This is a genomic window from Pseudomonas sp. S35 (assembly GCF_009866765.1).
GTDB lineage: Bacteria > Pseudomonadota > Gammaproteobacteria > Pseudomonadales > Pseudomonadaceae > Aquipseudomonas.
Window position 1 is genome coordinate 6491098 of the sequence record NZ_CP019431.1, and the last position, 14634, is coordinate 6505731.

A 14634-nucleotide genomic window follows, 5' to 3' on the forward strand; every position below is an offset into this window, starting at 1 on the left:
TGAAAAAGCACAGCGCCAGGAGAACAGTTGTGCACAAAAGCCGCGATACAGCGTCTATTTACCGACCAAATGAGCGCCGGGAGGTCGTCGTGGCGCCAGGGTGTCGATATACTCGGCCCTTGCGAGCGTAAGACCCGCCGTCTTGAGGGGCTGCTGTGCCAAATCGCCGTTGGGTGCCATCCAGCCGCTTTGGCAGAGTTTCCCTTTAGTACGCCTTACGAGAAACGTGTCGAACGGAGTATGTTTGTGCTGAAACGTTTTTCCAACAGTCGGCTATCCACCTTGCTCCATCTATAAAAGCGTCACGGGTCAGAGGCCCCCCGGCATGATCGAACTCGAACAAGAAGATCCTATCCCGCAAGGCGATCTCGCCCTGCAAATCACCGCGCTCCCGCGTGAAACCAATGGTTTTGGCGATATCTTCGGCGGCTGGCTGGTCGCGCAGATGGACCTGGCCGGCACGGCAATGGCCAGCAAGGTTGCGGGCGGTCGCGTGGCCACCGTGGCGATTGATCGCATGGCGTTCCTGGTACCGGTGGCAGTGGGCGCGCAGTTGTCCTTCTATACCCAGGCCCTGGAAATCGGCCGCAGCTCGATCCAGATGATGGTCGAAGTATGGAGCGACGACCCGCTGTCCAGCGAATGGCGCAAGGTCACCGAGGCGGTGTTTGTGTTCGTCGCCATCGACGGCAGCGGCCGCACGCGTTCGGTTCCGTCGCGCGCGCGTTAAACCTCACCAGGTTTTGACGGTCAATTGCCCCATTGCCTGCCATAAAGAGTGCTGTGTATGCCTATGCCCCACGTTGAAAGCGTGAAGATCGACGAGCTGGACTGCTGGCGTATCCGCCACAACGGCGCAGAACTGATGGTCGCCCAGCAAGGCGCGCACATCTTCAGTTACCAGCGCCAGGACGAGCAGCCGCTGATCTGGCCTAATCCGTCAGCCGTATTCAAGCAAGGCAAAGGCATCCGCACTGGCGTACCGGTGTGCTGGCCGTGGTTCGGCGTGTTCGACCGCAACCCGCAGAGCGTGAAAGCCATGCGCCAGAGCGAGCAGCCAGCCGGCGCCCACGGTTTTGTGCGCACGGCACTCTGGGAACTGGCCGGGACCACGCTTGAAGGCGAAGCACTGCGCGTGGACCTGAGCTTGCCCGTGCCGCCGGGCGGCTTTCCAGGCTGGCCCCATCAGGTCGACCTGACGCTGAGCCTGCTGCTGGACGAGCAACTTCACATCCGCCTGACCAGCCATAACCGCGGCACCGACACCGTCACCCTGAGCCAGGCGCTGCACACCTACTTCGCCGTGAGCGACGTGCGCAACGTGCAGGTCGACGGCCTGGACGGCTCGGCGTACATCGACACCGCCGACGGCTGGAGCGAGAAGAAACAATCCGGCCTGCTGCACTTTCGCGCCGAGACCGACCGCATCTACCTCGATACGCCCGCGCAGTTGAGCATTGTCGACACAGGCTGGCAGCGTCGCATCCAGCTCACCAGCGAAGGCTCGAAATCGACCGTGATCTGGAACCCCTGGACCGAACGCGCCAAGGCCTTCGACGACATGGCCGCCGATGGCTGGCAGGGCATGCTGTGCATCGAGACGGCGAATGTGCTGGATGATGTGGTGGTACTCGCGCCGGGTGAAAGCCACACGCTAGGTGTAAAAATAGCGGGTGCAGCGCTGTAAACACCGATCAAAATGTGCCGTGCCTTATAAATCAGATTCCTTTACGACCCGCACCTTGCCTGCCTCCAGCGCATAGGCCGCGTCCGCCAGGTCGTTATTGACCTTTTCCACCTTCAGCGTGCCCGTGACCCACAACGGCGTGTAGATATCATCCAGCTTCAACCCCTTGGGATAACGCACCAGCACCAGTTGGTTAGGCGGCGGTGGCGGTACGTGAATGCACGCGCCTGGGTACGGCACCAGGAAGAACAGCGTGCTGCGGCCCTTGGCGTCGGTTTCCAACGGCACCGGGTAGCCGCCGATGCGGATGTCCTTGCCGTTCATGGCCGCCACGGTCTTGGTCGAATACATCACCGCCGGCAAGCCTTTGCTCTGCTTGAGGCCGCCCTTGTCGGTGAAGGTGCCTTGGGCTTCCGGGGAGTTGTGGTCGATTTCGGGCATGGCTTCGAGAGCCTTTTGGTCCGACAGTGGCATCAGGTCGAGCCAGTCGGTTTCCGGCAGTTCGCCGGCGTGCGCCAGGCCAGGGCCCAGCAAGAGGAGAATCAACAGAAGACGGCGCATGGAGAGGCTCGGCAAGTAACAAGTGCCGAGCATTCTAGCCCCCTGCGCCTGCGCAGCGCAGAGGACTTTGTCGGCGGATTACTTCTTTTTGATCAGGCCGTAGATCACCAGCAGGACGATCGCGCCGACCAGCGCGCCGAGAAAGCCTGCACCTTGGCCGGCCTGGTAGATGCCCAGCGCCTGACCACCGTAGGTCGCGGCCAGGGAGCCGGCGATACCCAGCAGGATGGTCATGATCCAGCCCATGCTGTCGTCGCCAGGCTTGAGGAAACGCGCGAGCAGACCGACGATCAGGCCGATAAAGATGGTTCCGATGATACCCATGGCATTTCCCTCTGATTGATGTGAGCTATGCCAAAGCCTAGACAGGCTTTGGCATCCTGCAATCAGAGAGACAACGGCCACCAATGGTTCCCGTCGGACGTGGCTTATTGCTCGGCGATCAGCGCTTCGACCTTGAGGATCTGCGCTTGCAGCGTCGCGCGGTCCTTGCAGCGCAGGTTGGCGTGGCCGACCTTGCGCCCGGCCTTGAAGGCCTTGCCGTAGTGATGCACGTGGCAATCGTCAATCGCCATCACACGCTCAACCGGCGGCACCACACCGATGAAGTTGAGCATGGCGCTCTCACCGACCTTGGCCGTGGAGCCCAACGGCAAGCCCGCTACCGCCCGCAGGTGGTTTTCGAACTGGCTGCACTCGGCGCCTTCGGTGGTCCAGTGCCCGGAGTTGTGCACGCGCGGGGCGATTTCGTTGGCCTTGAGGCCACCGTCGACTTCAAAGAACTCGAACGCCATCACGCCGACGTAATCCAGTTGCTTGAGCACGCGGCTGGAATAATCTTCGGCCAGGGCCTGCAACGGGTGGTCGGTGCTGGCCACGGACAGCTTGAGAATGCCGCTGTCGTGGGTGTTGTGCACCAACGGGTAGAAGCGGGTCTCGCCATCACGGGCACGCACGGCGATCAGCGAGACTTCGCCGGTGAACGGCACGAAGCCTTCCAGCAGGCAGGCGACGCTGCCCAGTTCGGCGAAGGTACCGACCACATCGGCCGCGGTGCGCAGGACTTTCTGGCCCTTGCCGTCGTAACCCAGGGTGCGGGTTTTCAACACCGCGGGCAGGCCGATGGAAGCAACGGCAGCATCCAGGTCCGCCTGGGACTGGATATCGGCGAAGGCCGGGGTTGGAATGCCCAGGTCCTTGAACATGCTCTTTTCAAACCAGCGGTCGCGTGCGATGCGCAGGGCTTCGGCACTCGGGTACACCGGCACGAACTGCGACAGGAACGCCACGGTTTCGGCGGGGACGCTTTCAAACTCGAAGGTCACCAGGTCGACTTCGTCGGCCAGTTGGCGCAGGTGGTCCGGGTCGCTGTAGTCAGCGCGCAGGTGCTCACCCAGGGCTGCGGCGCACGCGTCCGGCGCCGGATCCAGGAAAGCGAAGTTCATCCCCAGCGGAGTGCCCGCCAGGGCCAGCATGCGGCCCAGTTGGCCGCCACCGATTACACCGATTTTCATCGTCAACAACCTCAGGCGATACGTGGGTCTGGATTGTCCAGCACGCTGTCTGTCTGCTCAGCACGGAACGTTTTCAGCACCGCGTGGAACTGCGGGTGCTTGGCGCCCAGGATGCTGGCGGACAGCAGGGCTGCGTTGATCGCACCGGCCTTGCCGATTGCCAGGGTGGCCACCGGGATGCCGGCTGGCATCTGCACGATGGACAACAGCGAATCCACGCCCGAGAGCATTGCCGACTGCACCGGTACGCCCAGCACTGGCAGGTGGGTCTTGGCTGCACACATGCCCGGCAGGTGCGCTGCGCCGCCGGCACCGGCGATGATCACCTCGATGCCACGGGATTCTGCTTCATCGGCATACTGGAACAGCAAGTCCGGGGTGCGGTGGGCAGAGACCACTTTCACTTCATACGGAATGCCGAGTTTTTCCAGCATATCGGCGGTGTGGCTAAGGGTGGACCAATCGGACTTGGAGCCCATGATCACGCCAACCAATGCACTCATCGTCGTGCCTCTTCTCTCTGGGCGCCCGCAGGCGCGTCAAAAAACAACAAGCCACGCGGGAAATCCGGCGTGGCTTGTTGTACGAATTTAGGCCGGTTGGACCGGCCGAAGGCCGCGCAGTATACCGTAATAATCCAGATAAACAGCCCCTCGGATGACCATCTGTCTAGCGGCGCAAAGTGGCGGTTTTATTGACTTAAAAGTCAGCCCCACACACCGCAAAATACTGTGGGAGGGGGCTCAGGTGTTCTGCGCCGCGCCACCTTCCAATTTGCGCCACAACAACCGCACATTCGCCTTGCGTACCAACGCGCAGCGATACAGCCGAATCTCCAGCGGCACATGCCATTGCGGGCCGCCGCACACCACCAGTTCACCGCGCGCCAGTTCGGCGCGCACGCTCAGCTGTGGCACCCAGGCAATGCCCAGGCCTTCCAGGGCCATGCTCTTGAGGCTGTCGGCCATCGCGGTTTCGTACACGGTGGTAAAACGCAAGGCACGCTGGCGCAGCAACAGGTGCACCGAACGACCGAGGAATGCGCCGGCGCTGTAGGCCAGCAACGGCACACTGCCCTCGCCCTCCAGGTCGAACAGCGGGTTGCCGTCGGCATCGGCGGCGCACACCGGGAGCATTTCGGTGTTGCCCAGGTGCAGCGACGGGAAGATTTCGGCGTCCATCTGCATCGCCGCGTCCGGGTCGTAGAACGCCAGCATCAGGTCGCAGCCGCCTTCGCGCAGGGCGTGCACGGCGTCGCCGACGTTGGTGGCGACCAGGCGCGTGGCGATGTTCAAACCTTCGTTGCGCAATTGCGCGATCCAACGCGGGAAGAAGCCCAGCGCCAGGGAGTGGGCGGCGGCCACTTGCATGACTTCGCCCTGCCCGCCTTCCAGGTGATGCAAATGGCGCAGCACTTCACCGAGTTGCTCGACCACGGTGCGCGCCGTGACCAGGAACAGTTGCCCCGCCGCCGTCAGCTCAACCGGGGTGCGGGAGCGATTGACCAGGGTCAGGCCCAGCGCGGCCTCAAGGCTGCGGATACGCCGACTGAACGCCGGCTGGGTGACAAAGCGCCGCTCCGCCGCCTGGGAAAAGCTGCGCGTCGCCGCCAAGGCGCTGAAGTCTTCCAGCCATTTGCTCTCAAGGTTCATCACTGCCTCCCACGGGTACGCACCATTTTGGCACACACGCCCGCCATGATAGCCGGGTCACATCTGCATTATGCCGTTTATGCATAGGCCAGTGCTTAACAGCATTGGCCCAAATTTTCCTACAGGCCTAGCATTCGCGGTGTTCCGGCCTGTTCCGGGTCCCTATCGAGATGATTTCCGTCATGTCCTCCGCTGCATCATTCCGCACAGAAAAAGACCTGCTTGGCGTACTTGAAGTACCGGCTCAAGCGTATTACGGCATCCAGACCCTGCGAGCGGTGAATAACTTCCGCCTCTCGGGCGTTCCGATTTCGCATTACCCGAAATTGGTGGTCGGTCTGGCAATGGTCAAGCAAGCGGCCGCTGACGCCAACCGCGAGTTGGGCCAGCTCAGCGAAGCCAAGCACGCTGCCATCAGCGAAGCCTGTGCTCGTCTGATCCGCGGCGATTTCCACGAAGAGTTCGTGGTGGACATGATTCAAGGCGGCGCCGGCACTTCAACCAACATGAATGCCAACGAAGTCATCGCCAACATCGCGCTGGAGGCCATGGGTCACCAAAAGGGCGAATACCAGTACCTGCACCCCAACAACGACGTGAACATGGCGCAGTCGACCAACGACGCTTACCCGACCGCGATCCGCCTGGGTCTGCTGCTGGGCCATGACGCGCTGCTGGCCAGCCTCGACAGCCTGATCCAAGCCTTCGCCGCCAAAGGCGTCGAGTTCGGTCACGTGCTGAAAATGGGCCGCACCCAATTGCAAGACGCCGTGCCGATGACCCTCGGCCAGGAATTCCGCGCCTTCGCCACCACCCTGAGCGAAGACCTGGCCCGCCTGAAAACCCTGGCGCCGGAGCTGCTGACCGAAGTCAACCTAGGCGGCACCGCCATCGGCACCGGCATCAACGCCGACCCGCGTTACCAGGCCCTGGCCGTACAACGCCTGGCTACTATCAGCGGCCAGCCGCTGGTACCGGCTGCCGACCTGATCGAAGCCACCTCCGACATGGGCGCCTTCGTGCTGTTCTCCGGCATGCTCAAGCGTACCGCCGTGAAGCTGTCGAAGATCTGTAACGACCTGCGCCTGCTGTCCAGCGGCCCACGCACCGGCATCAACGAGATCAACCTGCCGGCGCGTCAGCCAGGCAGCTCGATCATGCCCGGCAAGGTCAACCCGGTGATCCCGGAAGCCGTGAACCAGGTCGCGTTCCAGGTCATCGGCAACGACCTGGCCCTGACCATGGCGGCCGAAGGCGGCCAGCTGCAACTGAACGTGATGGAGCCGCTGATCGCTTTCAAGATCTTCGACTCGATCCGTCTGCTGCAACGCGCCATGGACATGCTGCGCGAGCACTGCATCGTCGGCATCACCGCCAACGAAGCCCGTTGCCGCGAGCTGGTGGAGCACTCCATCGGCCTGGTCACTGCGCTGAACCCGTACATCGGCTATGAAAACGCCACCCGCATTGCGCGTATCGCCCTCGAAAGCGGCCGTGGCGTGCTGGAACTGGTGCGCGAAGAAGGCTTGCTCGACGACGCCATGCTCGACGACATCCTGCGCCCCGAAAACATGATCGCTCCACGTTTGGTCCCGTTGAAGGCCTAAGCGTTTGTTGCACCGCTCACCAGGTTGAGGGACTAGACACCTCTCACCTTTTGAGGGCCTGAAGGCTCGATCTTCAGGCCCTTTTTTTTGCCTCAAGGTTGTGAAATGAAGCCCATAAAAATTCCAATATCGCCCTGCAAACCCGCCTTGCCCGAATCAGCGGCGCTGAAACCTTTAATCGGCCCGTGCAGACGGATCATCTACTCCTAGGTATAGTGCCGCCCCTCTCGCGCTTGCGGCCGTCGGTAACGAGGCCCGGTACAGCGCGAAACCGCATGAATAACAACACCCGCAAAAGGATTGGGGTCGAACTGTCGCGCACTGCCTGGTGCGATGCGACGGCGTCGAACCGTCCTGCGTTTGCCATTAAAAAATCAGCGAGGAACACTCCATGCTCGAAGTCATCAACGACTTCCTCTCAGGGAAAGTACTGATCGTGCTCATTGTCGGGCTCGGCGGTTATTTCACGATTCGCTCGCGTTTCGTCCAGTTTCGCCACTTCTTCCATATGTTCGCGGTATTTCGCGACAGCCTCAAAAGCAGCTCCGATCAACTCAGCTCGTTCCAGGCGCTGATGCTCAGCCTGGCCGGCCGCGTGGGTGCCGGTAACATCGCCGGTGTCGGCATCGCCGTCACCCTCGGCGGCCCCGGTGCAGTGTTCTGGATGTGGGTCACCGCGTTGGTGGGCATGTCGTCGAGCTTTATCGAATGCTCCCTGGGCCAACTGTACAAACGCACCGATGCCGAAGGCACCTACCGTGGCGGCCCGGCCTACTACATCCAGCACGGCCTGCAAAAACGCTGGCTGGGGATGGTCATGGCGTTCCTGCTGCTGGTGACCTTCGGCTTCGCGTTCAACGGCCTGCAAGCCCACGCCGTGACCCACTCGCTGAACAACGCCTTTGGCCTCGACACCACCTACACCGGCCTCGCGCTGGCGGTGCTGCTGGGCCTGGTGTTCATCGGTGGGATCAAGCGCATCGCCTCGATCGCCGACCTGCTGGTGCCGGTCAAGACCCTGGTCTACATCGCCGTGACCCTGTATGTGATCGTGCTGCAATTCGACCACGTACCGGCCATGCTCGCGACCATCGTCAAGAGCGCCTTCGGCCTCGACCAAGCCTTCGGTGGCCTGGTGGGCAGCGCGATCATCATGGGTGTGAAACGCGGCGTGTTCGCCAACGAAGCCGGTTTGGGCAGTGCGCCTAACGTGGCGGCGGTGGCCTCCGTAGAACACCCGATCGCCCAAGGCGTGGTCCAGGCGTTCAGCGTGTTCCTCGATACCTTCGTGATCTGCACCTGCACCGCGCTGCTGATCCTGCTTTCCGGTTTCTACACCCCAGGTTTTGAAGGCGACGGTATTGCCCTGACCCAGAACTCCCTGGCCGCTGTGGTCGGTGACTGGGGCCGCATGTTTATCTCGGTGGCCCTGGCGTTGTTCGTGTTCACCTCGATCATGTACAACTACTACTTGGGCGAGAGCAACCTGCGCTTCCTGGTGGGCAACAACCGCAAGGTGCTGATCGGCTACCGCACGTTGGTGCTGGTGTTGATCTTCTGGGGCTCCATCGAGAACCTCGGCACCGTGTTCGCCTTTGCCGACATCACCATGACGATGCTGGCCTTCGTCAACCTGTTCGCCCTGGCGTTCCTGTTCAAGATCGCCATGCGCATCCTGAACGACTACGACAAGCAGCGCGCCGCAGGCATCAAGACCCCGGTGTTCGATTCCAGCCAGTTCCCCGACCTGGACCTGGACCGCAAGGCCTGGCCGGCCAACCCGGTGAAAACCGAAGCGGCCCCGGCGGCTGAACTGAGCGCTCAAGCGCAACGTTAATCGCAGCCAGATGACACGCCGCCCGGCCTTGGGCATGCTCTGGGCCCGGCGGCGTTTTTCGTTCAGGAGAGTCTTCGATGCAATCAGCTAACAACGTGATGGTGCTCTACACCGGCGGTACCATCGGCATGCAGGCCAGCGCCAATGGGCTGGCCCCCGCATCCGGTTTTGAAGCGCGCATGCGCGAACAGCTTGCCAGCCAGCCCGTGCCTGCGTGGCGCTTGCGGGAAATGGCGCCGCTGATCGACAGCGCCAACATGACACCTGCCTACTGGCAACGCCTGCGCACGGCCGTGGTTGACGCCGTGGACGAAGGCTACGACGCCGTGTTGATCCTGCACGGCACCGACACCCTGGCCTACAGCGCCGCCGCGATGAGCTTCCAACTGCTGGGCCTGCCCGCACCGGTGGTGTTTACCGGTTCCATGTTGCCTGCCGGCGTGCCGGACAGCGATGCCTGGGAAAACGTCAGCGGGGCGCTGGCCGCACTGGGCAATGGCCTGGCGCCGGGCGTGCAGTTGTATTTTCACGGCACGCTGTTGGCACCCACACGGTGCGCCAAAGTGCGCAGTTTCGGCCGACACCCGTTTGCCGCGCTGCAACGCCAGGGCGGCGCGGCCAAGGCCGAGGTCATTCCGGATGCCTTGCATTACCGCCACGCCAAAGCGCTGGCGAATGTCGCCGTGCTGCCACTGGTGCCCGGTATCACCGCGACGCAACTCGACAGTCTGATCGACAGCGGCATTCAAGCGTTGGTACTGGAGTGCTACGGCAGCGGGACCGGCCCAAGCGACAACCCCGACTTTCTCGCCAGCCTCAAGCGGGCAGAAGCGCTGGGCATCGTGGTGGTCGCAATCACCCAATGCCATGAAGGCGGTGTCGAGCTGGATGTCTACGAAGCCGGCAGCCGGTTGCGTGGCGTGGGCGTGTTATCCGGTGGCGGGATGACCCGCGAGGCCGTGTTCGGCAAGCTCAACGCATTGATCGGCGCGGGCCTGGACACTGCTCAAGTGCGCCGCTTGGTAGAACTGGACCTGTGCGCGGAGTTGAGTTGAGACTCCGTACCCCCGAGACATAAACACCCCTTTTCCTGGCTTGTCGGCCCCTAGCATGGAACCCCCCGAGACCGTATCTCGGGCCGTTTCCATCAACCGGCAAGACAGGGATGCCTCATGAGCACTTCTACGTCCACTCCAGCAGGCGGCAATAATGCCAACCTGGAGCTGATTACCCAGCTGTACGCGGGCCCTTCATTCAGGGACGCGGCCACCGCGCTGTTGCGTCAGTCGCTGCAGCAGCAATACCCAGCCCTGGGGATCGACCCCAGTATTACCCTGCTGGCGACGCCTGCCTGGGATGTCGTCAATGATCAAATCGTCGCCAGGCCCACCGAATATCACGCCCTCAGCGATATCCTGGTCAAGCAAGCGGTACTCGCCACGCCGACCCTGTGCATTGAGGGTGAACATTTCCTCACGCGCCATCCCGTCACCGAACCGGCGATTCATTTGCCCGTGCGTATCACCGACATCGCCAGAACCCTCAACACTCTGGCGCCGGTGCTGCTCAGCGCCTACCAGGAGCAGTTGGTCGCCTACTGGAACGCCAGCAACGGCAACGGGCCGCACTGGCATACGCTTTCCAGTACCTTGCGCAGTGCCTGGAACGTCGAGCCATCCGAGCAATGGGATGCTGTCGACTGCGCGATGGCCCGTAGGCTGTACTACGCCCCCGACCGCAGCATTCGCCAGGTCAACGACCCTTTCGACAGCAAAGCGTATCTGATCGATTTCGCTAGAGTTGACGGCGCCCACCCTGCGCAACTGGGCCCGACCATGATCGCGGCGCTGATCGGACAGGATCACGGCCGGACCCTCATCCTCACCTACTCCTTGCTCAATGGGCATGAAAAGTTCGCGTCGCTGGAGCAACTGGGCCAATCTCTGCCTGCGCACCTGGGAACATCCGCAGCCATCACCACGGTGCAATGGCGCCTGTTCGAGCCCAGTGGCAACTTCTTCGATCAACTGGCCTGCGCCATGATCGCGCAACAGGTCGAAGCCGTCGGCGCCATGACCTTTGAAGAACTCAGACAAGCAGACCCCAGCCAGATCAATCGCACCCTGAACACCACACAGGCCGCGGACAATGGCGCCATCACTCAAAACGGCCGCGACCTGAGCTGGTATCACCATTCACTCCCCGATTGGCTGAGCCTGGCGTCCACCACCGATCTGAACTTCTATGCACGCCACCTCAAGGACTTGGCCGCGCTTAACAGCCAGAACGCTGGGCAGCCTTGCCTGGAGGACATCCCGCCGATTCAGGAATACGCGCTTGAGCAGATCAAACAGCAGATGCTCCAAGACCATCCGGACGCTGAAAACCTGGCATTGGAAAAGCTCGTCATGCAGGTCCGCAGCGTCGTCACCTGGGGGACGTTTATCGTACCGGGGGTGACCGACACGGCCACCTTTACGCTGGCGGAACTGGCGCTGCAGAATCTGATTGCCGTGCCCATCGGCAAAAAGTCGATCCAACTGCGCAACGGCAAGAACCTGCCCGCATGGCTGGACGTCGACTATGTGGAATCGCTGATCAGCCAGGTCGATATCGGCAAGACTTACCCCGAACTGATCAAGCACAAGCTGCTGGATATCCGCGAAGAGGCTGCCCGGCGCAAGAACCTATACGCCCAGCAGTTGCGGATTCAATTACCGCTGATGGCCTTGCAGAGCAAAATCCGCCAGGAACACGCGATTGATGAGCGCGGCTATCGGTATGTCGCCGCGCTGATGGCGCCCGATGCGGCCGACCACTATGTCGATGGCCAAGCGATCGTAATGCGCCCGCTGGCGTTCGTCCCCCAGCGCCGAAAAAATGCGACCCAGGATGCAGTGGCCAACATGTATGTGATCGGCCCGCGAAACGTTACTGCCGGCCCCTGCCTGTTGTACCGCCCGCTGTTCGAGCCGCCGCTGGTCCAATATCGCTCGCCCGCCAACCTGATCTACGCCATTACCCAAGCCCCCGAACTGCGCGATACCGTGCTGGCTTGGCTACCTGATGCGGCCCACAGCGACTACGCCAACTACGTGTTCCCAGCGGATGTGCCGTCGCCTTGGGCTGTCGCCGACTTTCTGGTGGAGCCCGATAAGCTGCTCGCCCTGAGCGGCCCCATGACCCTGGGCGATCGGTCCCTCAGTGGTGACGTGCTTGGTGCCCTGTTCGATGCCAACACCCAGGCGCTGATAGAACTGGCGGATCGACAATCGGTGTCCAACGCCGAGAGACGCTGGGCGACCCTGAAGCAGGCAGGCTGGGTGCTTTTCAACGCCGTGCTGCCGTTTGCAAGTCGGGCGGTGAACACCGCCGCCTGGATCTGGCAGATCGTCGATCAATTACAGCAATTTGCCGAAGCCCAGGCGCTGGGCCAGAAACAGGCCGAATGGACTGCGCTGACCGATGTCTTGCTCAACCTGGGCATGGCGATCACCCTGCACATCGCCATGCGAAGCCAGCGACCGGTGCTGCCGGGCGAGACCAAATCACCGCCCGCCCTGCCTGCCGCAGAACCGATCGAGATCAAACAGCTGCCCACCTACGCAACCCATGACACGCCCCCAAACCAGCACTCATCGCTGTTTACCAGCGGCGCGATCAATCGCCTGCCTGAGGACCTGGCCACCGTGCTCGATAGCTTCAAGGTCGATAAACCCCCCACCATCGGCACTGCCATCAAAGACCAGGGCACCTATCAGCACCTCTATCGATCCCAGGGCAAATACTATGCCCCCATCGGTACGCGCTGGTTTGAGGTCGCGGTGCAGGCAGACGAACCCCTTGTCATTGTTGATCCAAAACAGCCTGAGCGTGTCGGGCCAGCGCTGATTCACAACGCCCAGGGCGATTGGTTCATTGATACCCGTCTACGCTTGCGCGGCGGCGGACCTAAACGCGCAATCAAGAAAGCCGACGATGCCGCGACACTAAAAGCAGCAGAGGTGCGCAGCAAACTGGAAGCGTTTGAAAACACTAAGAAGGCCGCTCAGCAAGAACTGCAAAGGGCTCACCTGGATATGACCCAGGCTCCCGAAACCTCGGCGAGCGCCAAACGCCAACACTATCTGGACAAGCTCAACAGCCAGCGCTCGGACTACGAAACGGCATTGCAACATCTGCAGACCCTGAATGTCTTCAGCCCGCTGACGGACTACCAACCCAGGGCACTGGCCTATGTGAAAGCCCAGCTGGACCTGTCCCAAGCCGGCATCCGGGAGGCCCAGACACGCTTCACCCCTCAATTGCGCACCGTGCTCGAACAGGTCGAACGACAGGCCCAGGCCCCTTTGGAACGGCATATCGAGGATGCCAGGCGCATGACCTCGTTGAACCAGGACATGATCACTCGCCTGGACTACGTGCAATCGCGCTTCGAGCAGCTCAAGTCCCTGGCACTGGACGGGTTGCGCCTGGTCCAGGAGCGCAGGAAGCAAATGCCCTCCTACACCAGCCACGACCTCAAGGCCCTGAACGTCACCCTGTCGCGTAACCTGTGCCTGACAGAAAGCTCGCTTGAGAGCACTCCCTCTGCCTGGACCGCCCTCGACCACATCATCAATACCGCCGACATCGCGATACAGACGTTGCGCGACACCCTGCAAGAACGCAGTGAGGCCCGCCTGGATGAACGCATTGAAGCCCTCGCCAGCCTGATCGAACAATTCTCGGTCATCGACGAGCGCCTGGACGACCTGCCCCAGGACTTCGCCAGCGCCATTATTCCCGAGCAGGTTGAACACTTGAGAAAGCAGATCAGCGACTTTTCCAACGCATCGCTGGCTCACCTGTCGCGATTGCATACCGAGCGCGACAGCCTCAGAAACAGACCGACACCGCCCCCTACGCCGCCAAGACCCAAGCGAAAATTCATCCACACGCGCTATAACGGCATGTTGATCGGTGAGCCCCGACTGACTGCCCTGGGGCTTGAAACCGACCTGGTGGACATCCGCTCGCCGCTGACCCAGCAAATCATTGCCACCTACCATGAAAAGGAACCGGGCGTGTGGGTGCAACGCATCACCGAATCCGAGCCCTCACCTGTTTCGCCCCCGATGCAGGCCTGTATCGACGACGGCCAGGCCTACCTTGATGGGCTGGCGTCGTTCCTCGAGCGCGCCGACCAACAGGCACAAAAAGCCGGGCGTACCCCCGTAGGCATCGAATACCTGCTGCATCAACACGCGCAATTGCTGGAGCTCGCCGAAAAGGCGATTGAACAAACGCTGGCCCGCGACCCGATTCCCGATCACCAACGGCGCACTGCAACCATCGTCAGCCGAAAGCTCAAGGAAGCGGTCATTCAGGTGTACAGGCGGGCCACCCAGCACATGGTGCAGATGACGAAACAGCAGCCACCGACCATGATCGGCGTGGAGTGGCTCAGGAACCGCAACGCGATCACCCTCAAAAAAGTCATCAACCGACGGCGAATAAAGGGCCCCAGGCCGGACTACCTGGACGAATACACCATCACCGAGCGCGGTACGCATAACCTGCTGTGGTACGCCCATTTCCATTATTCGGCCGCGTGGACCGCTCCCAAGGCCTTTCTGTCAGCACGCTTGAAAACGCCTGCCGAGCAGCGTCGAGGCTCGCAAGCCGACACGCTCAGCGGGCTGAACCAGCAGCAACGAACTGACTACTACCGCAGCGAGATCAACCTGGACCAAGCTCGCCGGGTATTTTTCAACGCCTGATCGGCGGCACGCTA

At 61.7% G+C, this 14634-nt stretch carries 11 protein-coding genes; 6 read left to right on the top strand and 5 right to left on the bottom strand.

Translation table 11 applies throughout. The features are described 5' to 3' along the window. Positions 1–325 precede the first annotated feature (325 nt). Positions 326–730, top strand: coding sequence for an acyl-CoA thioesterase (locus PspS35_RS29475; protein ID WP_003176975.1), 405 nt, complete (start codon positions 326–328; stop codon positions 728–730). A gap of 57 nt (positions 731–787) precedes the next feature. Beyond that, complete coding sequence (locus tag PspS35_RS29480; protein WP_159937876.1) at positions 788–1687, top strand: D-hexose-6-phosphate mutarotase; 900 nt, start codon at positions 788–790, stop codon at positions 1685–1687. Positions 1688–1711: 24 nt separating this feature from the next. Here the strand turns inward: PspS35_RS29480 and PspS35_RS29485 are convergent, their stop codons facing one another. From PspS35_RS29485 to PspS35_RS29505, 5 genes are all read right to left on the bottom strand, one after another. After that, the gene (locus PspS35_RS29485) at positions 1712–2281 is read right to left on the bottom strand and encodes a DUF3299 domain-containing protein (RefSeq protein ID WP_159937877.1); all 570 of its coding nucleotides are present in this window, start codon (positions 2279–2281) and stop codon (positions 1712–1714) included. Positions 2282–2326: 45 nt separating this feature from the next. Beyond that, positions 2327–2572, bottom strand: a complete 246-nt coding sequence (locus tag PspS35_RS29490) for a GlsB/YeaQ/YmgE family stress response membrane protein (protein ID WP_105521296.1) — start codon at positions 2570–2572, stop codon at positions 2327–2329. A 104-nt stretch (positions 2573–2676) separates the two neighbouring features. Next, on the bottom strand, positions 2677–3762 hold the full coding sequence (locus tag PspS35_RS29495) for a 5-(carboxyamino)imidazole ribonucleotide synthase (protein ID WP_065933686.1): 1086 nt from the start codon (positions 3760–3762) through the stop codon (positions 2677–2679). Positions 3763–3773: 11 nt separating this feature from the next. Continuing rightward, positions 3774–4265 (bottom strand): 5-(carboxyamino)imidazole ribonucleotide mutase, encoded by a 492-nt coding sequence (gene purE / locus PspS35_RS29500; protein ID WP_159937878.1) that lies wholly within the window; start codon positions 4263–4265, stop codon positions 3774–3776. 240 nt (positions 4266–4505) lie between these two features. Continuing rightward, positions 4506–5414 (bottom strand): LysR substrate-binding domain-containing protein, encoded by a 909-nt coding sequence (locus PspS35_RS29505; protein ID WP_159937879.1) that lies wholly within the window; start codon positions 5412–5414, stop codon positions 4506–4508. 182 nt (positions 5415–5596) lie between these two features. On the opposite strand from PspS35_RS29505, the gene aspA reads away from it, so the two are divergent. From aspA to PspS35_RS29525, 4 genes are all read left to right on the top strand, one after another. Beyond that, a complete protein-coding gene (gene aspA, locus PspS35_RS29510) occupies positions 5597–7021 on the top strand; it encodes an aspartate ammonia-lyase (RefSeq protein WP_032884466.1) in 1425 nt (474 codons plus the stop codon). A gap of 391 nt (positions 7022–7412) precedes the next feature. After that, positions 7413–8858, top strand: a complete 1446-nt coding sequence (locus tag PspS35_RS29515) for an alanine/glycine:cation symporter family protein (protein WP_159937880.1) — start codon at positions 7413–7415, stop codon at positions 8856–8858. A 77-nt stretch (positions 8859–8935) separates the two neighbouring features. Further along, positions 8936–9913, top strand: a complete 978-nt coding sequence (locus tag PspS35_RS29520) for an asparaginase (protein WP_159937881.1) — start codon at positions 8936–8938, stop codon at positions 9911–9913. Between the two features lie 117 nt (positions 9914–10030). Further along, positions 10031–14620, top strand: coding sequence for a hypothetical protein (locus PspS35_RS29525; protein ID WP_159937882.1), 4590 nt, complete (start codon positions 10031–10033; stop codon positions 14618–14620). Positions 14621–14634 lie beyond the last annotated feature (14 nt).